The following is a 19,997-nucleotide window of genomic DNA, read 5'->3' on the forward strand; positions in this document are numbered from 1 at the left end:
TTGATTTGAATCGGTGAATTGTATCTTATCCATGTCTTCTTGTCGACTGATCTAAAGATGAATCCGATTGCTGGATTAATGTGTTTAATATCCAACGTGTGTTCCAACATTGAGCGTGCGAAAAGACTATTCACAATTCTGAAAGAGCCGATATATTAGATCAAACTATCATTATCTTTGCCGCATGGAATTGCAAAACGACTTACTAATAAGAGCGGCGAAAGGTGAAAAAACAGAAAGAACTCCAGTTTGGCTTATGCGTCAGGCTGGTCGAATTTTACCAGAATACCGAGCGGTTAGAAATTCACTTAGCGGTTTCATAGAATTAGTGACGACTCCCGAGCTAGCTGCGGAAGTCACTATCCAACCTGTGGATATTTTGGGTGTGGACGCCGCTATTATATTCTCAGATATTTTGGTGATCCCAGAAGCCATGGGGCTTAAATACGAAATGGTTGAAAAAAAGGGCCCGTGGTTTCCAGAAACCGTCAATGGATATGACGATTTTAACAAGCTAAGGAAAGCTGATGTTGAGTCTGATTTGGGCTATGTTCTTGAAGCTATTAAAATCACTAAGAAAGAATTAAATGGTCGCGTGCCATTGATCGGTTTTGCAGGAGCGCCTTGGACGATTTTCTGCTATATGATTGAAGGTCAAGGAAGCAAAACTTTTTCGAAAGCTAGAAGAATGCTCTACAATGAGCCTCTCCTTGCCGATCAGCTATTACAACTCATCACTGACAGCACTATTGATTATTTGAAAGCTCAAATTGCTGCAGGAGCAGACATTGTACAAGTATTTGATTCTTGGGCGGGCATTTTACCTCCCGATCATTACCAAAAATATTCAATGAAGTACATCGCTCAAATTTGCGACGCCATTGAGGAAGTTCCAGTAACTGTATTTGCCAAGGGAGCCTATTTTGCCAGACAAGAGATGCGTCACTTAAATTGTCAAACAGTTGGGCTTGATTGGAATATGGATATTCAAGAATCCAGACGCCTAATCGGGGAAAATAAGACTTTGCAGGGTAACTTAGATCCTTGTACGCTATACGGTTCTACCACAGAAATAGAAACTGCGACTAGAAAGATGCTCGACGGCTTTGGGCCAAGCAGACACATTGCCAACCTCGGTCATGGGGTTTATCCGGATACCGACCCAGAAAAGGTAAAGGTGTTTATTAACACGGTTAAGGAGTATAGCGCTGTCATGCACAGTACCTCCAACTAGTCTCTGGCGAGTTTTTCTTTTTACTTCTTAATCGATTCCGCTATTTTGTGTGTTTAAGCAGACAAGATGAAGCGAATCCTATCTATTGCAGTAGCCATTTTACTCACAACGGCGCTGTCTTCCACGAATTTCAAAAACGATCCTAAACCCAGTCTGAAGGAGAAAGTGCTCGAACTGGCAAAGAAAGTTGAACCAAAAGTTGTCAACTGGCGGCATTGGGTACATGAGAATGCAGAATTATCGAATCGAGAGTTTAAAACGGCGGCTTATGTATCGGCACACTTAAAGAGTCTTGGTTTCGACGTTCAAGAAAACGTGGCAAAAACTGGTGTAGTAGGTATTCTGAAAGGAGGAAAACCGGGTCCGGTGATTGGCCTAAGGGCTGATATGGATGGGCTTCCCGTAAAAGAGCGCGCAGATATTCCTTGGGCTTCTAAGCAAATTGGGGAATATAATGGTGAAGAAGTTCCTGTAATGCATGCCTGTGGTCATGATACTCATGTGGCTATTTTGATGGGTGTGGCTGAAGTATTGAGCGAAATAAAGTCTGACTTAAAAGGAACCATCAAATTTATATTTCAGCCTGCGGAGGAGGGAGCTCCTCCAGGAGAAGAAGGCGGTGCTGAGCTTATGGTGAAAGAGGGCGTGACCAAAGGTATGGACGCCATTTTCGGTTTACACATTAATTCTAAAACGGAAGCAGGAAAGGTTCGCTATCGATCAGCTGGTATTATGGCGGCTGTCAACAGTTTCAGCATTAAAATCAAAGGTGTTCAAACTCATGGCTCTACTCCTTGGACTGGTGTAGACCCAATCGTTACGGCAGCTCAAATCATTAACAATGCCCAAACAGTTGTGAGTAGAAGTTTACCCCTTACAAAAGCAGCGGCTGTTTTGACTTTCGGTAAAGTAGAAGGAGGCGTTAGAAGTAATATTATTCCGGAAGAAGTTGAACTTGTAGGCACCATCAGAACCCTTGATGCTGGCATGAGACAAACGCTTTTCGATAGGTTTGAAAGAATTGTAAAGAATACTGGAGAAAGTAACGGTGCCGAAGCTGTACTAACGATTAATAAGGGATACCCAGTCACCTATAATGACCCTGATTTGACCGCTATGATGGCCGATACTTTTATTGAAGTAGCCGGTGCCGATAACGTTGAATCAAATATGGACGCCATCACAGGTGCTGAAGATTTTTCGTTCTTTCAAGAGCAAATTCCTGGGCTTTACTTTTTCATTGGTGGTATGAAAAAGGGTCAAGACCCTTCTACGGCTGCACCACATCATACGCCTGACTTTTATGTAGATGACTCTGGCTTGCTAAACGGCATTAAACTTTTGAGTAGAATGGCGGTTGATTATGGGGAGAAAAGGAATTAAAACAACGCCTTTAAAAATTAAGCAAAGGAATTATGGATAAAGATAAGATTGTACTAACCCTGACATCAAAAAAGTTTCAAACCATTGGTATATTGATCTCTATCGGATTCGTTGTTTTAAATATCTTCCAGTTGAGCATTCTAGACGAAGTAATCGATAAGAATTATGATTTGAAGAGAGGCATCCTAGTCTCTACCATGATATTCTTTGGACTTCTGGCTTGTATTGGAATAGCCACGATGATCTACAACAAAAAAAATAACAATATTAGGTAGTGAGTGTAAGTAATTTGTCTTACTAAATTCTCAATACTTTCTAGAGATAATCTTCTCGCACAGGGCTGAAAGCATCTAAAAGTTGGCAATCGGTGATGGCCTTTCCGCTATGTACCATGTTTGAAGGAATAACTGCTACATCACCTGACTTCATAACTTTAGATTGACCATCTAAAATCAATTCAAACTCGCCTGATATAACCTGTGCTGCAATTTGTTCGTGTGGGTGACTATGCTCAGGAAGTACGCTACCCGCTTTAATATCCCAATAGGCCAACGTCATCTTCTCTGAATGAATCATTTTAACAGAAAAGCCAGGGAGTAATTCTCTTGATGCTATATCTTCTAAATTAATAAATGGCATCAGTCAAAGAGGTTTTGTTCGTCAGCTTCGGCGGCTAAGTCATTTCTGTTTACGGGAACCACACCTACGTGTTCACAGACGAGCCCCCCTCCTAAATTAGCCAATGCGGCAGTTCTTTTAGCATCTAAGCCTGCAGCTAATCCACATGCCACAATGCTGATAACGGTGTCTCCTGCTCCAGAAACATCAGAAATCTGTCTTATGTGGGCAGGTATAAGATGAGTATCACCGTTATCCTTCATGAATACGCCGTGTTCCGAAAGCGTAACCATCACCATTTTAGCATCCAGCCTATCCTGAAGTTCCTTTGCTCCTGATTTCACAGATGCTAGATTGGTTGGATCGCATTCTATTTCCAAACCCTCTCTCAGCTCTTTTAAATTTGGTTTGAAAAGCGTGACACCTTTATAGTCTAAAAAGTTCTTCTTTTTCGGATCAACAACTGTTGGAATATTGAGCTTATTCGCCTCAGCGATTGTTTCTGATATGATTTTCTTATTAATCACCCCTTTATCGTAATCTTCGAAGATCACGGCATCGCATTCTGGAAGTAGGTTCTTGATATGAGCCAAGAGGCTCTTTTGCTCTATTTTACTTAACTCCTTATCGGTTTCAGTATCTACTCGAAGTAATTGATGTGCTCCTGAAAGTACTCGTTCTTTCACGGTCGTGCTTCTCTCTGCACTGATAATCATTCCTTTTCCCGGAATTCCTCGCTCCTCTAAACGATCTAGAAAAAACTTACCATCTAGATCATCTCCAACCACTGCACAAGGTATGGGTGTAGCACCCAAAGCCTGAACATTTAGAGCCACATTGGCAGCACCTCCCAATCTCTTCTCTTTTTTCTCTGCTAATACCACAGGTACTGGTGCCTCAGGGGATATTCTACTTACACTTCCCCATATATATGAATCTACCATTACATCGCCTATCACAAGTATTTTCAGCTTGTCGAAGACATTAAAAAGTGATTTGGCGTTGGAGAAACTCATTTACGACAGTTTAGATAGTGCCTTTTTTATTCTAGCGATCGCTTCGCGCAAATCTTCTTCAGAGGCCGCGTAAGAAAGCCTAATGCAATTAGGGTCTCCAAAAGCTTCGCCTGTAACTAGTGAAACATGGGCATGATCAAGCAAAAACATACTTAAATCACTCGCATTGTTGATGGTGGTTTCACCATCAGTTTTACCAAAGTAAGCACTGATATCGGGGAAAAAGTAAAAAGCTCCTTGAGGAACATTGGTCTTAAAGCCCGGAATCTCATCAAGTAGTTCTTTGACCAAATCTCTTCTTCTGAAATACTCTTTGGCCATTTCTTTTGTAGGGCCTAAATCGGAAGTTAACCCTGTTAAAGCTGCTCTTTGGGCAATACCACAATTAGCAGAAGTGAATTGACCTTGTACTTTGTTACAAGCCTTGGCTAGCCAAAGAGGTGCTCCTATATAGCCGACCCTCCAGCCAGTCATAGCAAAACCTTTTGCCATACCATTCACAGTCACTGTTCTTTCCAGCATTCCCGGTAGGGTTCCTATACTTGCATGTGCGCCAGTGTAGTTAATATGTTCATAAATCTCGTCTGCCACTACCACAACATTCTCGTGCTTGAGTATCTCTTCTGAGATTGGTATTAGCTCATCTTTCGTAAATACTGAGCCTGTAGGGTTACATGGAGATGAAAATATGACGGCCTTCGTTTTAGCGGTAAAAGCGGCAGCCAATTGATCAGCTGTTACTTTAAAGTCTGTTGTAATGTCGCCACTAATTAGGACTGGTACACCTCCTGCCAATTCAATCAAAGCTGAATAGCTCACCCAAAACGGTGCAAATACGATTACCTCATCGCCTTCATTGATGATGGCCTGGAAAACATTCGCTATGGATTGTTTCGCCCCATTAGATACTACAATTTGATTTGGACCATAATCAAGGCCATTTTCTCTTTTGAATTTATCGCAGATGGCTTCTCTTAAATCGGCGTAACCATTAACTGGAGGGTAAGCAAAATATTTTCCCTCGTCAATGGCCCCTTTAGCACCTTCCTGAATGTGCTTTGGCGTTTTGAAGTCTGGCTCTCCCAAACTTAAGCTAATCACGTTTATCCCTCGTGATTTGTATTCTCTAGCTTTAGCTGCCATTGCCAGCGTAGCTGACTCGGCCATATTTTTTACGCGATCTGAAAGCATTTCAATCTTTGGATTTATTCGTAGTTCGTTCTAGTCATTATACTTCTACCTAAAGTTACCTCATCGGCAAATTCAAGCTCTCCGCCTATCGGTATACCTCTTGCTATAGAAGTGATTTTCACACCAAATTCCTTCAACTTCTTGGTCAGATAAAAGGCAGTAGTGTCTCCCTCCATGGTAGGGCTAAGCGCCAAAATTACCTCTTCTATTTTTGGCTCACTATCTTTTATCCGATTAATTAAAGTGTCAATATTCAACTCATCTGGGCCTATTCCCTCTATGGGTGAAATCACACCACCAAGCACATGATACAAGCCACGGTACTGTGCGGTATTTTCAATCGCAATTACATCGGGGGTATCTTGAACCACACAGATTGTATTCAACTCTCTTTTTATGGTTTTACAAGTACAGTCAGAAGTATCGGAAATAATATGGCAAGTACTGCAATATTGTGTTTGCTCGCGCAGCCTAGTTAGCGATTCCGATAAATTTTGGGTGGTTTGCTGATCCTGTTTTAGTAAATGAAGCACCAACCGTAGGGCCGTCTTCTTACCAATTCCCGGCAGCTTAGATATCTCCTCTATTGCGTTATCGACAAGTTTTGGAGGAAAATTCAACGTCTTAAGTAATGATTATAGGGAGAGAATTACATGACTGTGGCAGTAATGCCAGCGTCTAATATGTTTTCGCACATTGGTCTTAACTCAGCGAAAGAACCAGTTTTCACGGTGCACTTCCCTTTATAGTGAATCAGGAGTGTGCATTGTTCTGCCTGTTCTGCTGAATGCTTGCAAACCTTAATAAGGATGTTCGATACGTGCTCAAATGTATTCACATCATCATTGAAAACAACTAAATCACAAAGATCGTCTTCAACGGCAACCTCTAATAATTCCACTGCCTCCTCTTCTTGATAATTCATTTGCATCATTTAGAATTTTGTCAAATTTACTAAAATTTCGGCAGTCAAGCCAACCAGCACTACTGGTTATTCTTTTCTATATTTTCCATTCGCTGCATTAGAGATTTCAATTGCTCCTCAACCGAATGGACTTTAACTTCCATTTTTTGTGGTGAATTAAGTTTTTGACTGAGCTTACTTTTTACATGCCAAAGTTCTAACAAGCGATCGTCAACTATGGTAATCGGTTTAAAGTTGGTATTATCTGGTATTAAGACGAGCGACTCCTCCGATTCAATTCTACCTACTACAATCAGGTCTTTAGTAACCGCTAAGAGTACCTCCCCAACAGTTGGTTTCAATTCTGAATTATTATCGAATTTTTCACAAAGTAGATAGTCACCATGGTGAATCCCCTGTTGATCTACAACCATGTGATCACCGATCATTTCAAATAGTCTTAATCTATGCTTTGATATATAAGGTAATTCACATTTTGGTAGACCTTCTAAGTAATCTCTTTTCTGATAATTGACGAGATAATCTAACTGTTGACTTTGAGCGACTAAACTTACCGAACTTGTTACCTTTTGAACAGGAACTCCTTGATGAAGCGCATCTAGCTTCTGATTGACCAGATTGAAACTATAGAGTTCCTTTACGGTAAGTTCTTTGGTCAATAATACATCGATGGATAAGCCAAAATAATGAGCAATATCTATGACGGTTTGGATTTTAGGCTCTGACCTACCCTCTTCATAAGCCCCAACACTCGGACGTGCCAAATTGAATAACTCAGCAAATTTAGCCTGAGACAGGTTTCTAACGGCTCTTATACGCTTAATATTCTGACCTATGAACGACATATAAAAATAATTGCTAATATTTTGAGCATATCTAAAACTTTTTACATCTTTGTATCGTAAACATAGAGTAATTAATTCAAAACATAAACGGTCATGATTAAAAATACGCCCCAGCGGCATCAAATCAAAAGTTTCAGAGACCCTCCAATTCTCTGAAACCTTAAACTCAGGGTAACCTTAAATTTTTAAATTTGATGTTATCATAAAACGAACAACAAAATCAACTCAAGAATGAATAATCATTTTCAAAAAGTAAAAAACTACATACTCGACCTAGACTTCTCAATTCTCATGGAAGATGAATCTGACGGTCTAATGGTCATCGAAAGCGAAGAAGACGGTATCAAGAATTTGGTACTTGGCGTGGAAGAACCTTTACTCATTATAGAACAGTCACTCGTCAACTTAGGCGATACGTCCGCGGCCACTTACCTTAATTTGCTTCAGAAAAACAGAGACATGGTACATGGTGCATTTGTCGTAGATGAAACGGGTAAACGTGTGATTTTCAGGGATACTTTACAACTAGAAAACTTAGACCTGAATGAATTAGAGGCCTCTTTTAACTCATTGGCCTTAGTACTGAGCGAACACTCAGACGAATTATTAAAAGTTGCAGAAAAATAAAAACATAGATATGAACGTATTCAAAAGAATTTTCAAGATGGGTCAGGCAGAGACGCACTCGGCCCTAGATAAATTAGAAAACCCAATCAAATTAACTGAGCAGGGCATCAGAGATTTAAAAAAGGACCTTGACTCAAGTTTAAAAGCACTGGCTGAGGTAAAAGCCATGGCTATTCGATCTAGAAACGATCTACAGACTTCTAAGAACAAAGCCAAAGATTACGAAAACAAGGCGATGCTTCTTTTGAAGAAAGCTCAAAATGGCGACTTAGAAGCTGCTGACGCAGATAGATTAGCTAGCGAAGCTTTAGTAAAGAAAGAGGAAGAATTAGAGCAGGCTAAAAGGTCTCAAGAAGAGGTAAACAGATTCGAAGGAAACATTGGTCAACTAGATCAGAATGTTAAGAAAATTCGATCTACGATCAGTAAGTACGAAAATGAGTTAAAAACTTTGAAAGCTCGTGTAAAAGTTAGCGAAGCCACTAAAAAGTTGAATAAGCAAATGGCTCAAATCGATTCTTCAAGCACTGTTACTATGCTGGAGCGCATGAAGGATAAAGTTGCTCAAGATGAAGCTTTAGCTGAGTCTTACGGTGAAATAGCTAACGAAAGCAAGTCGATTGATGACGAAATCGATAAAGCATTAGAGGGAGGCGAAAACCAAGCTAAAGCTTCAGACAGCTTGGCTGCCCTAAAAAACAAACTAGGAATGGAGTAATCCATTCTTAGTTTTCCTTCAACCAAAAACAATCCTCGGTCATGATTGCTCAAAAGTCAAATAACTCAAAGTATATAAGTCTCACAATTGGTATTGTAGTCGCCCTTCTATCGATCTGGCAGGTCACAGGAAGGAGAATAGAAATGAGAAGCCGGCTAAAGACGATTGCCTCAAGGGCTGTTCTGGTGCCAGTACTTTATGGCAGCAGTATGACGGCGCTATCTATACAAATTAATCAGTATTTAAATCAGTGAGATGAGAAGTTTAAGTTATATGGGAAATTTAATTCGGGCCATTCTGGCTATAATAGTTATTGTCTTTGTTTTTGGATTCCTTTTTAGTTTCCTATTCAAAATCGGCATCATATTATTAATTGGTTTGGGAATCCTCTATCTAATCAGAAAAGTATTTATCGACTAACATGGGAGTATTTGATTTTCTAAAAAAGAAGCAAGAACCAAAATACGATGTCACTAACTTAAGTGTGAATGACCTAGATGAAGGGTTTGTGTTTGACTACAACTTAAAAAGTTGGGTTGTGAAAGAGGTCTACCAATACGATTGGGGGAAAAATGTATTCACTAAAGAATACAAGATAGACTCTGGTGACGAGGTGGCTTACTTAAGCGTTTCTGACAATGGTGACTTAGACATTAGCGTCACCAAATCCATTAAAATTCAAGAACTTGGTGATGGAATTCGAGAAGAGATTCGTAAGAAAGAGGCTCCTGCCGAACTGATGTATCAAGGAACAAAGTACTTTTTAGACGAAGATTCTGCTGGCTATTTTAATGATGTTACGGCTAAGAGCTCCGAATGGGAAGAACTTATAAGTTATGACTACTTAAATGAGGAAGAAACTTTGTGCATTTCTATTACCCAATGGGACGAACGCAACTTTGAAGCTTCTGCAGGTAATGTCATTCAACATTTCGAGATATCGAATATCACCCCAGATGCATAGGGTTGTCTGACAGGTTTTCCCTAACTTGTCTATTTATACCTGAATCTGCAGCACAAATAAGCAAGAATTCAAATTTATGAAATACATAAAAACAGCTTCTCTTCTTTTACTACTCGTCTTTGTAACGAGCTGTGGTGGAAGAGAAAAATTCGTTAAAGACCCCTTAGACGATATTATCCGAGACATGCCGACTGACAGAGTTTTCTCTGTTGAATTATATGACATGAATGTTGAGGGTAACTTCTTCGAAGACTACTTTCATCAATATCGTATAATTGAAGAAAAAACTCCGGGCCAACCAGAAGAGAGAGTTACGGAGTGGATGCAAGTTTCTGAAAACCAATTCAAGAAACATGTCGATGACATGGGCATGGAACTCGCTTCTAGAGGGGAAGATGGAAAACTTGTTAAGGATGTTAGCCCTCCAGGTTATAATAACTATGTAGGCAACGAAAAATACGGGCAATGGGTCCAAAGAGATGGGGGTAGTTTCTGGGAATTTTATGGAAAATATGCTTTCATGTCTTCGATGTTTAGAATGTTTACTTACCCTGTAAACAGGTCTTACTACAACGATTATAGAGGTAATTATTACGGAAGAGGTCGCTCTTATTATGGCCCAAGAACCACTACTGGCGGATCCTATTATGGTACCAACAGTAATTATAATAGAACTTCTAAACCAAATTCTACTTGGAGCAGTAACCGCTCTAATTTCAAAAATCGAGTAAACAGCAGAACTTCAAGGTCCAGTACTTCGAGTTCGAGAACATCAAGATCATCGTCCAGATACGGCGGATCAAGCTCTCGTTCTAGAGGCGGAGGGTTCGGAAAATAAGCTTCAATCTACACTGACTATTATGGAATACCTTGACGGAATAATCTATTCAATTTTATACTTAGCTGCTTCTTTTATTCTCTTTTACATTGGCAAAGTAGCTTATCAACTCTTTCACCCAAAAATCAAAGTTGCGGAGGAACTTGTTGTACGAGACAATTTTGCTTTTTCGGTAGCCTATGTCGGCTACTATATCGGCCTAGTGATTGCACTGGGCGCTGCTGTTTATGGAGAATCCAATGGATGGCAGTTGGATTTAATGGACATGGGTGTTTACGGTCTTTTGACCATCGTTCTTTTGAACCTATCACTGCTTATTAACGACAAACTAATCCTCAACAAGTTCAGTGTAAAAAAGGAAATTCTTGAAGATCGGAATGTAGGTACAGGCGTGATTGAAGGAGCCAATGCTGTAGCTACAGGTTTAATCGTATTAGGGGCTATTCATGGTGAAGGCCATGGTTTTGGAGGACCGATCGTGACAGGGGTGCTGTACTGGTTATTAGGTCAAGTATTACTTTATATCACAGCGAAAGTATACAGCGCCATTACTCCATATGATGTACACGATGAAATTGAAAAAGATAATGTAGCAGTAGGCATAGCAATGGCGGGTGCGATGGTCGCTATCGCGAATTTGATTCGGTTTGCCCTCATGCATGATTTTGAAAGTTGGTTGATAACAGTAGAAGACGTAGCAATTGACGTTGCCATCGGACTTGCTTTCTTACCATTGGCACGTTTACTTACTGATAAGATCCTGCTTCCAGGCAGAAAGTTAACAGACGAAATCGTGAACCAAGAAAACCCAAATAAAGGTGCGGCGCTAGTTGAAGCATTCGCCTATATCGGTGGCTCTGTGCTAATTACTTGGGCCCTATAATTTTCTTGATAATCCTCACCAGAGGAGAACTCCTTTAAATGTCGAAATCGAACATACTTAAGTTAGCCCTATTTGCGACAGGACTTTCTGGTATAGTAGCCGAATACGTCCTTTCGACACTTGCCACTTACTTTTTAGGTGATTCTGTTTTTCAATGGACAATGATCGTGTCCATTATGCTTTTTTCTATGGGATTAGGAAGTAGGATAAGCCGCTATATATCGGGCGACCTGCTTCAAAGATTTATCTATATAGAATTTACTTTATCCCTTTTAACAGCATTCGTTTCGGTCATCACCTACCTCTCTTCAGCTTACTATGGAGACAATACGGTGATAATCTATGGTATGAGTATTCTTGTTGGCCTACTAATCGGCATGGAAATTCCCATTGTTATGCGGCTAAACGATGAGCACGAGGAACTGAAGATAAACGTATCCTCAGTTATGGAGAAAGACTACTATGGCAGTTTGCTTGGCGGCGTCTTTTTCGCCTTTATCGGCCTACCCTATTTAGGCCTTACTTATACCCCGTTTATCCTCGGGAGTATCAACTTTTTAGTCGCTTGTCTTTTAATTTATGTCCTTTGGAGGTCCATAGATACCAAGTACCGATCTAGACTTATCGGACTCATAGCTGGTGTTATATTGATTATTAGTGCCGGCGCCATTTGGGCAAAAAGTATCATTGACTTTGGGGAAGAACTCAGGTATAAGGATAGGGTTGTTTTTTCAGAACAGACGAAGTATCAGCGCATTGTTATTACTCAATCCAAAGAAGCACATTGGCTTTTCATCAATGGCAATCAGCAATTGAGCTCGATAGATGAGATTATGTATCACGAGCCACTAGTACACCCGGTCATGGGCTTACTGAAAAACCCAAAGCACATTTTAGTTATGGGTGGCGGCGATGGTGGTGCTGTTCGAGAAATCGTAAAATACCCTTCTGTTGAAAAAATTACTTTGGTGGACTTAGATCCCCGAATGACAGAACTAGGGCAATCTCAAGACTGGTTGGTGAGCATGAACCAAAACTCGTTGAACGACCCAAAAGTTGAAATCATAAATGCCGATGGTTTCACTTGGCTCGAGGCCAACGATCAGTATTATGACGCGGTAATCATAGATTTACCAGACCCTAAAACAGTTGAATTAGGAAGGCTTTATTCTTATGAATTTTATCAGCTATGCCATAATCACCTGCGGCCCAATGGCGTAATTACAACCCAAGCTGGCTCTCCATACTACGCAGCCAGAGCGTTTAACTGCATAGATCAGACCATGACCGAAGCTGGATTTACTACAGTACCGCTTCACAATCAGGTAGTGACACTCGGAGAATGGGGATGGGTACTTGGCGTAAAAGATGGAGAAAAGAGCGCGGTAAAACGGGCACTTCAAAGTCTTAGTTTTGAAGGAATTGCCACTGAGTGGCTAAACACTGAGGCAATGACCTTAATGACCTCTTTTGGGAAGAAGGTATTCCCAGATGATGATAAACCGGTGGAAACCAATCGAATTCACAATCCAGTTTTGTACAAGTACTACTTAAAAGGGAAGTGGGACCTTTATTAATCTGAGCCTTTTATAGCCCCCTTTTTGGCCAATTAGATATCAAAACCACCTACGTCGATATCGCCAAAGTCAAACCAACTACTATCTGCACCAGCATCGGTTACAGCGTCAAACCCACCAACATCACCTAAGCTATCGGCTCCAATGGAATCGAAATCCATATCGGCATTGAACAAATCCGCATCGCCAGCATCAATTCCTTCGGCTCCGATTGATCCCAAAACATCGGCGTTATCCCCTACCAAAGTCACATCGCTCACATGCATATGATGATCGTGAAGTAGGGTCGACCATAGAAAGCTATAGAGTAAAATATCACCAAAACCATGGTAGCCATCAAAAACAGGATCGTATTCCCGTGTCGGGTTTTTCCTTCTTCCTTTAAAGACAGGCTTTCTATCCTTGGCTTTTGGCATAACCACACGTTTGTCAATTTGAATCTTTACGTCATCGATCTTCATGTGCTTTCTGACCCTTAAACCAAGGTCATTGATGAATGTCTCAAAAGCTAAGTGTTGCTCTTGTACAAATTGATCGAGCACATCTTGTCCAGAAAAACGCGTTTTCATTTTTGCCTTTACGCTTTCCTCATCTTCTCCCTCTCGCTTTCTAAATTCTTTCATCAAAGCATTTACTTTGATCTCAATTGGGTACACCCCCACTGCATGTATTCGATTTATATCAATTTCAATCAGGTAGACAAAGTTGTTGTCCTCATGCTCCAACACCATGTGTAGCGTTTTGAAATGGTGAGACATGGCATCATTGACCGTGAGTTCATAGGCATCTAGAGCATCCTTTAAGTCGTCTTTCTTACCTTCTTTATCATAGTAAATATCTATGTCATCGTGAGAGAGCCGAATGATATTATTGATATCGATTTCCCAAAAAAGCCGATTCATTTGTTGTAGCACTGAAACCGTGGTAAAAGTCTCATGCTCTACCTTTTTTGAGGTAGCTCCAGCGGTAACATAGTGTAGAAACTTCCTGAACATTTCATCAGGCTCAACTCGCTCAATTTTCGTGAGCTGGGATGGGTCAATTGATATTCGGGCACTGAAATACATACTTCAAAATTTTGGTTTAAAAGCATCTTCAAGATAAGCATTAGGATGTTCTCTTTGGGTATTTTCATCAGCGAAAAAATCCGCTTAACGAAACTATTCCCCTAGTAGATTTGCTGCTTGAATTCCTGAGTCCAGCGCCTCAAAAAGTAGTGGAAGCCTGGCATTATCCACTCCGGCAAAAGTCATGTTTTTATGAAGACGATTCTTATTCTTATCGGAGAAAAGATAGCCTGGCTTTGGAATAGGCATGGCATGACCCATTACCTTGATATTTACATGCTCAATTAAACCCTCAAGATCTTGATCAAAGTATTGATTCAAGTAACCCAGTGTCTTTGCGACGATCACTTCACGGTTAGCCTCTACATTTTTTAAATCATTTCTTACCGATGGGGGCAAACAATAATATGCCGTCAAAACACGGTTACTAGTATCATCGGTCTCTTGCATATCCGAATCCACAAAGCCCATAAAAGTCTCATCTTCCATCAGCATCTCATTTTGCCAATAACCTTTCTTCTCAAGCGCGTCGGTCAATACAAAATTCAATACCAGCCAAGGTGCATAATCATTGTCTTGAAAGAATTCATATTGATCTGGCATGATGTACTTAAGTGCATGCTTTTGGCCTGCGTAAACCACGTTTTTGGAGGTAATGGTTTTCACAAGACTTTTTTCAACATCAATTACCTCAGTTTGAAAACCATCGGCCACTTTTCGGATAGATTTCACCAATTGATTCGTTTGTAAGCGCTCTTTAGGGAGTTTACCAGCCATTTTTTTGATGAAATAACCATTACCGCTTGGCGGTGAAAAAAGGTCTACAACTTGGGTTTCATATGGCCTGCAAGTAAAATAGTGAACTCCAGCAAGTGCCGAAACCTGCTCTGTTGTTCCTCCCCAATCATCGAGCATATGATAATCCAGTCCACGTTTAAAATCAGGTGACAAGCTCATTTGAGTACTTAAAAAGTCAAAAAAGCTCATGTCGTTTAAAGATTGGTGCTTTGCCTCAATATTTGTGGTTGGCATCACCATTTGCCCGTAGAAAGGCCTAAGAATTTGTTGAAATTTCTCTTTCTCCTCACCATCCTTTAAAACATCTCCTCTGAACTTACCTGCTTCAAAGCAAATGTTTTTTCTAGCATTCGAGATGATATACTGTTTGTCCCTAAAACTCCAACTGTCCTTCCAAGATTGGAATTCAATAATTTTCAATTCTTCCAGAAGTGACAAGACATCTTGCCCATAATTAGATGGGTATGCTAAATCATAGTGTGCTCCTTGAGCAAATGTGGTATTTCCTACTTCGGAAAAAGAAGAGGTGCCACCAAGCCTTTCTGAAAGCTCGAAGAGCATAAAGTCTTGATCTTTTAGCGTAAATGCTGCCCCTAAACCTGCGATTCCACCACCCACTATCACGGTTTCTACATTGATGGTGTTGGTTTTTTGAAAGTCCTGACTTTTGAAAATCAAATGCCCAGTGTGTATATCTGTGTCAACGGAAATCGGAAAACCATTTTTGTCGTCACCCCAATCACATGATTGCAGAATAATCGGCAAAGTAGCCAGTGACGATAGTTTGATAAACTTCCTTCTTTTCATAGGTTCAGTCCCTCGCTATTTGAAGCCATAATTTCCATTTAAATAATATTTGTACAAGACGGGGTCTTTAATTGTATTGATTTTTAAAGCTTCAGTTTTTCTTGAAGGCTTACCAAAACTCAACATCATTTGCATCGCCTCTTGATTTAACCATTTGGTAGGGTATTGCTCAAATTTACTTTTCGCCAATCGGCTTTTCATATCTGATTTACCCATGTTAGCTGATCCAATAGCCCAAGACCATTCACCCAGTGTCAAGATTTGATTGTGGTAGGAAACAACATTCAAGTTTGCTGCTTCCATTGTCTTTAATACAATATCGTAAGCCTCGGTGGCGAAGTATGGACTGCCTGACTGCGTCACCACCAAGCCTTTAATGGTCAAATTTCTACTAACTAACTCGTAAAATTCCTGAGTGAAAAACTGGTTCCTTTCTATATCGATCGGATCCGCCACATCTAAAAAAATGATATCATACTTTCGGTTACTCGAATTCAAATAATCAAAAATATCACTGGCCACGACCTGTGCTTTTTTGTCGGCTGGGTATTCTCGGTTATATCTCAAAAACAACTCCTCCTCCGACGCCAATTCCAAGAGTTTCCCATCGATCGGTACTTGATCAATATGCTCCAAGCCCGCTTTAAAAAGCTCATTAACCAACATGCCATTCTCCCCACCTACTACTAAAACTTCATTTACATCTGAAACCAAGTTCAACACTGGAAATGCAAAAGGTTCATAAAAAAGCCAAGCGTCTATTGAGCTAAACTGGTTCACACCATCGGCATAAAACCAATGATCTCCTTTCCATTCCGTAATATCCACCCGCTGAATATCAGTGGTATAGGAGTAAACGACCTTGTCATGAAAATTTGACTGGGTTTCAAAGAATTTGGGAGGATCAAAAAAGTTTGAACCAATTAAAAATGTTATCGCACCATGAGCAGTAACTACAGCAATAGACCTTTTTACTTCCCAATAATGAGCTATTAAACCTGTTGCAAAAAAGAGCACCAACATTTCTGAAAAGCTATGTTCTTTAGAAAAGAAGCTCAGTAAAAACCCGAAAAGAAAAAACGGCACCAAGACTAAAAGCGTCCACTTGGGTGCTTTAGGTACAATAGGATATCGGAACAAAGCATAAGCTGAAACACTCAACAATAGAAGTTCTAAGTAGAGTATAAATTGAGGCGAATAAAGTGTGGAATAAAGCCAGTAATCGAGTTTAAGCCAAGCTAATGGCAATATTATCAGTGCGATGGCCATGTACCGAAGTCCAGACCATTTTTGAAGAAACTTTCTGGTCAAGAATATACCACTGAAGAAAATGAACAAATAGCCAAAAATATCGATCAGCGGTTTCTCATAAAAGTAATTTGCAAGTAACACGGGATAGCCGAGGCAATAGCCAACAAGGCTCCATCCAGCTATCATCACGTTGCCCTTGAAGACATTACTCATCCTGACCCTTATTCTTTTTATTTCTGTTTCTAAGCTCCGATTCAAATCCAGCAGCCACTATACCTGCGGGTAACGCAAAAAGACCGACTCCCATAATGGCTATAGCCGCACCAAGGAGTTTGCCTAGGGCCGTTACTGGATAAACGTCTCCATAACCAACGGTAGTTAGTGTAGCTACACCCCACCACATGGTTTCTGGAATGCTCTGAAAACCTGGTTTATCAGGCTCATATTCAATGTAATACATCAGTGTTGAAGCAAATATCAACATGATAATGAGCAAAGTCAGCGAAACGATTAACTCCTCTCTTCGCTTTCTAATCACGTCTGAAATCAGTGTCAAAGCTTGAGAGTATCGGCCTAACTTAAAGATTCTGACTAACCTAGCCAATCTTAAAATTCTAACAATCCGTCCATCTGAATGATTTAAAACAAACGGTAGGTAGAAAGGCAGAATAGCTAAAAGATCGATAATAGCTGAGGCCGAGAACATGTATTTGATCCGTCCAAAAACAGGATGCTTATATTTTTCTAATACTGTACAAGCCCAAAGCCTGATTACATATTCTATGCTAAATACAACAACTGAAAAGACCTCGAAGTAATGAAAGTAAAGGCTATACTGATCATGAATAGAATCTACCGTTTCGATAATAACGGCAGCAACATTGAGTAGAATCAATGTCGTAATCAACATGTCAAACCGTTTACTTAAGGTGTCTGCCTCTTCTGCTCGATCGAGTGTTTTTAGAATTTTACGTTTCGTTGCCTTACTCATTTCAGAAAGATAAAGATTTATAAGCCTTTGGTGGCTCTCGAAAAATCAATCATATTGAAAGTTATACAAATACCTTCATTTCATGAGCCCTGGTTTGGTAATCGGTCTAATAGCCGGATATTTTGCACTATTGGTAGTTATAGCACGCGTAACATCGAAAGGTGCGACGTCGCAGACATTCTTCACTGCGAATAAGCAATCACCATGGTTTTTGGTAGCCTTCGGTATGATTGGTGCATCACTTTCTGGTGTAACTTTCATTTCTGTACCGGGAGAAGTCGGCAACAGCTTCTTTTCTTACTTTCAGGTCGTATTGGGCTATTTATTAGGCTATTTCGTAATAGCCAAAGTATTACTCCCACTATACTACAAGCTAAATCTAGTTTCCATTTACGGTTATTTAGAACAACGATTCGGGTTTTGGTCTTACAAAACTGGATCAGCATTCTTTCTACTGTCTAGAACAATTCAAGCTTCTTTTCGGCTTTTCTTGGTAGCGATAGTCCTGCAGACAGCTCTTTTCGATGCTTTCGGGGTTCCGTTTTGGGTATCTGTGGCTGTGACGATTTTGTTGATCTGGATATACACTTTCCAAGGCGGTATTAAAACGATCGTTTGGACGGATACTTTACAGACCTCCTTCCTATTAATCGCCGTGATCACCACGATTTACATCATCACCAAAGAACTTGGTTGGGGGTTTGGAGAAACCATTGCTGAAATTCAATCCAGTGAAATGTCCAAGATTTTTTATCTGGATTGGGGTAACGCTCGTTTCTTCCCTAAGCAATTTATTTCTGGTGCACTGATCGCCATCGTTATGACTGGCTTAGATCAGGATATGATGCAAAAGAACTTGACTTGTAAGTCACTGAAAGATGCACAAAAGAACATTTTCTGGTTTAGCGTGGTGCTAATTATCGCGAATATCTTATTCCTAAGTTTAGGTGCCTTACTTTACTTGTATGCAGAACAAAATGGCATTTCTATCCCAGATCGCACGGATGGATTGTACCCATTATTGGCCTTAAATCACCTCGGTACTTTTGCTGGCATTGTATTTTTACTTGGCATAATTGCAGCTGCCTATTCAAGTGCAGATTCTGCTTTAACCGCCCTAACAACCGCCTTTTGTGTGGACTTTCTAAACTTTGAGCAACGTGAGGAAAGCGAGAAGAAAAAGGTAAGACTAAAGGTTCATATCGCCTTTTCAGTAGCTTTATTCATTATCATTCTAATATTTAATGGCATAAATGATGATAGCGTCATCAACTCTATTTTCCGAGCAGCAGGATATACTTATGGCCCCTTACTTGGTCTATTTTCTTTTGGTTTATTAACCAAAAGGGTCGTTCGCGATAAATATGTTTTAGCCGTTTGCATAGCTGCACCCATCCTATCTTACCTTATTGATATGAACACAGATGGGTGGCTTGGATTCTTCGTACTCGCCTTAAATGGGGCACTAACTTTCCTTGGATTGCTAGCAATTTCCAGAACAGGAAAAGAGGCTTAACTTATTGTTTTATACGTTTCTTAAGCTTCACGGCTTCCACTTTCCTTCGCCTACGCATATTCAAACTTTCTACCGCCAAGGAGAAGAATACCGCAAAGTAGATGTAACCTTTAGGGATGTGTTCTCCAATGCCTTCAAGCACCAACATAAATCCAATTAAGATCAAGAAGGACATGGCCAACATTTGAAGAGAAGGGTTCTTGTTTATAAAGTCACTAATTCTACCTGCAAAAGTCATCATCACTACCATTGCAATAGTAACTGCCACAATCATAATTAATATCTCTTCAGTCAAACCTACTGCAGTTAAAATTGAATCAAAGGAAAACACCATGTCAAGCGCGACAATCTGAAGGATAACCTTAGCAATTGAAGTAGCTTTTTTCTGCGTTTCTTCGTGTTCATCAATTTCTAGTGACTCATGGATTTCAGTAGTGCTTTTTCCAATTAGAAAAAGACCACCAACAATGAGAATCAAGTCTTTGATACTAATCTCATAGTCGAAAGCAGTAAATAAAGGCTCTGTAAAACCAATTATCCAACTTATCCCTAGAAGTAGGCCTATTCTCATCACTAGGGCTAGCAGTAGTCCAAGGTTTCGAGTATTTCTTTGCTTCTCTTTTGGAAGTCTATTCGAAATGATTGAGATAAAAATGATGTTATCAACACCGAGCACAATTTCTAAGAATGTGAGTGTTAATAAGGCGACAACGCCTTCAGAGGTAAATAAGACTTCCATTTAAGTTTA

Annotated in this window: 21 protein-coding genes; 10 read left to right on the plus strand and 11 right to left on the minus strand. The window is 40.1% G+C overall.

Annotation, left to right across the window (positions count from 1 at the left end):
- Nucleotides 1-184 precede the first annotated feature (184 nt).
- From hemE to BFP71_RS02805, 3 genes are all read left to right on the plus strand, one after another.
- A complete protein-coding gene (hemE, locus tag BFP71_RS02795) occupies nucleotides 185-1,234 on the plus strand; it encodes a uroporphyrinogen decarboxylase (protein WP_069833924.1) in 1,050 nt (349 codons plus the stop codon).
- A gap of 66 nt (nucleotides 1,235-1,300) precedes the next feature.
- Nucleotides 1,301-2,617 carry an amidohydrolase gene (locus tag BFP71_RS02800; RefSeq protein WP_069833925.1) on the plus strand — a complete coding sequence of 439 codons (1,317 nt, stop codon included), beginning with the start codon at nucleotides 1,301-1,303 and terminating at the stop codon, nucleotides 2,615-2,617.
- 32 nt (nucleotides 2,618-2,649) lie between these two features.
- Nucleotides 2,650-2,892, plus strand: a complete 243-nt coding sequence (locus BFP71_RS02805) for a hypothetical protein (protein ID WP_069833926.1) — start codon at nucleotides 2,650-2,652, stop codon at nucleotides 2,890-2,892.
- A gap of 40 nt (nucleotides 2,893-2,932) precedes the next feature.
- Here the strand turns inward: BFP71_RS02805 and BFP71_RS02810 are convergent, their stop codons facing one another.
- Genes BFP71_RS02810 through BFP71_RS02835 form a run of 6 tightly spaced genes read right to left on the minus strand, consistent with a single transcriptional unit; the run spans nucleotide 2,933 to nucleotide 7,212 of the window.
- A complete protein-coding gene (locus BFP71_RS02810) occupies nucleotides 2,933-3,256 on the minus strand; it encodes a cupin domain-containing protein (protein WP_069833927.1) in 324 nt (107 codons plus the stop codon).
- Nucleotides 3,256-4,251, minus strand: coding sequence for a bifunctional heptose 7-phosphate kinase/heptose 1-phosphate adenyltransferase (locus BFP71_RS02815; RefSeq protein WP_069833928.1), 996 nt, complete (start codon nucleotides 4,249-4,251; stop codon nucleotides 3,256-3,258). Before BFP71_RS02815 ends, BFP71_RS02810 begins: the two co-directional genes overlap by 1 nt.
- Nucleotides 4,252-5,442 carry a pyridoxal phosphate-dependent aminotransferase gene (locus BFP71_RS02820; protein WP_069833929.1) on the minus strand — a complete coding sequence of 397 codons (1,191 nt, stop codon included), beginning with the start codon at nucleotides 5,440-5,442 and terminating at the stop codon, nucleotides 4,252-4,254.
- Between the two features lie 14 nt (nucleotides 5,443-5,456).
- Nucleotides 5,457-6,062: a recombination mediator RecR gene (gene recR / locus BFP71_RS02825; RefSeq protein WP_069833930.1), complete on the minus strand. Its 606-nt coding sequence runs from the start codon at nucleotides 6,060-6,062 to the stop codon at nucleotides 5,457-5,459.
- A gap of 29 nt (nucleotides 6,063-6,091) precedes the next feature.
- On the minus strand, nucleotides 6,092-6,373 hold the full coding sequence (locus tag BFP71_RS02830; protein ID WP_088124899.1) for an ATP-dependent Clp protease adaptor ClpS: 282 nt from the start codon (nucleotides 6,371-6,373) through the stop codon (nucleotides 6,092-6,094).
- Between the two features lie 53 nt (nucleotides 6,374-6,426).
- Complete coding sequence (locus BFP71_RS02835; RefSeq protein ID WP_069833931.1) at nucleotides 6,427-7,212, minus strand: LexA family transcriptional regulator; 786 nt, start codon at nucleotides 7,210-7,212, stop codon at nucleotides 6,427-6,429.
- Between the two features lie 231 nt (nucleotides 7,213-7,443).
- Between BFP71_RS02835 and BFP71_RS02840 the strand changes: the two genes are divergently transcribed.
- From BFP71_RS02840 to BFP71_RS02870, 6 genes are all read left to right on the plus strand, one after another.
- Nucleotides 7,444-7,839: a YbjN domain-containing protein gene (locus BFP71_RS02840; RefSeq protein WP_069833932.1), complete on the plus strand. Its 396-nt coding sequence runs from the start codon at nucleotides 7,444-7,446 to the stop codon at nucleotides 7,837-7,839.
- A 10-nt stretch (nucleotides 7,840-7,849) separates the two neighbouring features.
- The gene (locus BFP71_RS02845; RefSeq protein ID WP_069834546.1) at nucleotides 7,850-8,557 is read left to right on the plus strand and encodes a PspA/IM30 family protein; all 708 of its coding nucleotides are present in this window, start codon (nucleotides 7,850-7,852) and stop codon (nucleotides 8,555-8,557) included.
- Between the two features lie 421 nt (nucleotides 8,558-8,978).
- Nucleotides 8,979-9,521, plus strand: coding sequence for a DUF4178 domain-containing protein (locus tag BFP71_RS02855; protein ID WP_069833934.1), 543 nt, complete (start codon nucleotides 8,979-8,981; stop codon nucleotides 9,519-9,521).
- 76 nt (nucleotides 9,522-9,597) lie between these two features.
- Nucleotides 9,598-10,359 (plus strand): hypothetical protein, encoded by a 762-nt coding sequence (locus tag BFP71_RS02860; protein ID WP_069833935.1) that lies wholly within the window; start codon nucleotides 9,598-9,600, stop codon nucleotides 10,357-10,359.
- A 22-nt stretch (nucleotides 10,360-10,381) separates the two neighbouring features.
- Complete coding sequence (locus tag BFP71_RS02865) at nucleotides 10,382-11,242, plus strand: DUF350 domain-containing protein (protein ID WP_069833936.1); 861 nt, start codon at nucleotides 10,382-10,384, stop codon at nucleotides 11,240-11,242.
- Between the two features lie 38 nt (nucleotides 11,243-11,280).
- Nucleotides 11,281-12,819, plus strand: a complete 1,539-nt coding sequence (locus tag BFP71_RS02870) for a polyamine aminopropyltransferase (RefSeq protein ID WP_069833937.1) — start codon at nucleotides 11,281-11,283, stop codon at nucleotides 12,817-12,819.
- 32 nt (nucleotides 12,820-12,851) lie between these two features.
- Here BFP71_RS02870 and BFP71_RS02875 read toward each other — a convergent pair whose 3' ends face one another.
- From BFP71_RS02875 to BFP71_RS02890, 4 genes are all read right to left on the minus strand, one after another.
- Complete coding sequence (locus BFP71_RS02875) at nucleotides 12,852-13,886, minus strand: hypothetical protein (RefSeq protein ID WP_069833938.1); 1,035 nt, start codon at nucleotides 13,884-13,886, stop codon at nucleotides 12,852-12,854.
- A 93-nt stretch (nucleotides 13,887-13,979) separates the two neighbouring features.
- Nucleotides 13,980-15,491, minus strand: coding sequence for an FAD-dependent oxidoreductase (locus tag BFP71_RS02880; protein ID WP_069833939.1), 1,512 nt, complete (start codon nucleotides 15,489-15,491; stop codon nucleotides 13,980-13,982).
- Between the two features lie 15 nt (nucleotides 15,492-15,506).
- Nucleotides 15,507-16,955 (minus strand): spermine/spermidine synthase domain-containing protein, encoded by a 1,449-nt coding sequence (locus tag BFP71_RS02885; protein WP_069833940.1) that lies wholly within the window; start codon nucleotides 16,953-16,955, stop codon nucleotides 15,507-15,509.
- Nucleotides 16,948-17,733: an ion transporter gene (locus BFP71_RS02890; RefSeq protein WP_069833941.1), complete on the minus strand. Its 786-nt coding sequence runs from the start codon at nucleotides 17,731-17,733 to the stop codon at nucleotides 16,948-16,950. Before BFP71_RS02890 ends, BFP71_RS02885 begins: the two co-directional genes overlap by 8 nt.
- A gap of 82 nt (nucleotides 17,734-17,815) precedes the next feature.
- Between BFP71_RS02890 and BFP71_RS02895 the strand changes: the two genes are divergently transcribed.
- A complete protein-coding gene (locus BFP71_RS02895) occupies nucleotides 17,816-19,249 on the plus strand; it encodes a sodium:solute symporter (RefSeq protein WP_069833942.1) in 1,434 nt (477 codons plus the stop codon).
- Nucleotide 19,250: 1 nt separating this feature from the next.
- Here BFP71_RS02895 and BFP71_RS02900 read toward each other — a convergent pair whose 3' ends face one another.
- Nucleotides 19,251-19,988 carry a TerC family protein gene (locus BFP71_RS02900; protein WP_069833943.1) on the minus strand — a complete coding sequence of 246 codons (738 nt, stop codon included), beginning with the start codon at nucleotides 19,986-19,988 and terminating at the stop codon, nucleotides 19,251-19,253.
- Between the last annotated feature and the right edge of the window lie 9 nt (nucleotides 19,989-19,997).

It is taken from the genome of Roseivirga misakiensis (assembly GCF_001747105.1).
GTDB classification, from domain to species: domain Bacteria; phylum Bacteroidota; class Bacteroidia; order Cytophagales; family Cyclobacteriaceae; genus Roseivirga; species Roseivirga misakiensis.

Excerpts from the sequence above, each read along its gene's own strand:
- BFP71_RS02865 (WP_069833936.1), top strand. The coding sequence starts at position 10,382 with ATGGAATACCTTGACGGAATAATCTATTCAATTTTATACTTAGCTGCT.
- BFP71_RS02900 (WP_069833943.1), bottom strand. The coding sequence starts at position 19,988 with ATGGAAGTCTTATTTACCTCTGAAGGCGTTGTCGCCTTATTAACACTC.
- BFP71_RS02835 (WP_069833931.1), bottom strand. The coding sequence starts at position 7,212 with ATGTCGTTCATAGGTCAGAATATTAAGCGTATAAGAGCCGTTAGAAAC.
- BFP71_RS02895 (WP_069833942.1), top strand. The coding sequence starts at position 17,816 with ATGAGCCCTGGTTTGGTAATCGGTCTAATAGCCGGATATTTTGCACTA.
- BFP71_RS02845 (WP_069834546.1), top strand. The coding sequence starts at position 7,850 with ATGAACGTATTCAAAAGAATTTTCAAGATGGGTCAGGCAGAGACGCAC.
- BFP71_RS02885 (WP_069833940.1), bottom strand. The coding sequence starts at position 16,955 with ATGAGTAATGTCTTCAAGGGCAACGTGATGATAGCTGGATGGAGCCTT.
- BFP71_RS02875 (WP_069833938.1), bottom strand. The coding sequence starts at position 13,886 with ATGTATTTCAGTGCCCGAATATCAATTGACCCATCCCAGCTCACGAAA.
- BFP71_RS02855 (WP_069833934.1), top strand. The coding sequence starts at position 8,979 with ATGGGAGTATTTGATTTTCTAAAAAAGAAGCAAGAACCAAAATACGAT.
- BFP71_RS02800 (WP_069833925.1), top strand. The coding sequence starts at position 1,301 with ATGAAGCGAATCCTATCTATTGCAGTAGCCATTTTACTCACAACGGCG.
- BFP71_RS02840 (WP_069833932.1), top strand. The coding sequence starts at position 7,444 with ATGAATAATCATTTTCAAAAAGTAAAAAACTACATACTCGACCTAGAC.
- BFP71_RS02805 (WP_069833926.1), top strand. The coding sequence starts at position 2,650 with ATGGATAAAGATAAGATTGTACTAACCCTGACATCAAAAAAGTTTCAA.
- BFP71_RS02810 (WP_069833927.1), bottom strand. The coding sequence starts at position 3,256 with ATGCCATTTATTAATTTAGAAGATATAGCATCAAGAGAATTACTCCCT.
- hemE (WP_069833924.1), top strand. The coding sequence starts at position 185 with ATGGAATTGCAAAACGACTTACTAATAAGAGCGGCGAAAGGTGAAAAA.
- BFP71_RS02830 (WP_088124899.1), bottom strand. The coding sequence starts at position 6,373 with ATGCAAATGAATTATCAAGAAGAGGAGGCAGTGGAATTATTAGAGGTT.
- BFP71_RS02870 (WP_069833937.1), top strand. The coding sequence starts at position 11,281 with ATGTCGAAATCGAACATACTTAAGTTAGCCCTATTTGCGACAGGACTT.
- BFP71_RS02880 (WP_069833939.1), bottom strand. The coding sequence starts at position 15,491 with ATGAAAAGAAGGAAGTTTATCAAACTATCGTCACTGGCTACTTTGCCG.
- BFP71_RS02820 (WP_069833929.1), bottom strand. The coding sequence starts at position 5,442 with ATGCTTTCAGATCGCGTAAAAAATATGGCCGAGTCAGCTACGCTGGCA.
- BFP71_RS02860 (WP_069833935.1), top strand. The coding sequence starts at position 9,598 with ATGAAATACATAAAAACAGCTTCTCTTCTTTTACTACTCGTCTTTGTA.
- BFP71_RS02815 (WP_069833928.1), bottom strand. The coding sequence starts at position 4,251 with ATGAGTTTCTCCAACGCCAAATCACTTTTTAATGTCTTCGACAAGCTG.
- BFP71_RS02890 (WP_069833941.1), bottom strand. The coding sequence starts at position 17,733 with ATGAGTAAGGCAACGAAACGTAAAATTCTAAAAACACTCGATCGAGCA.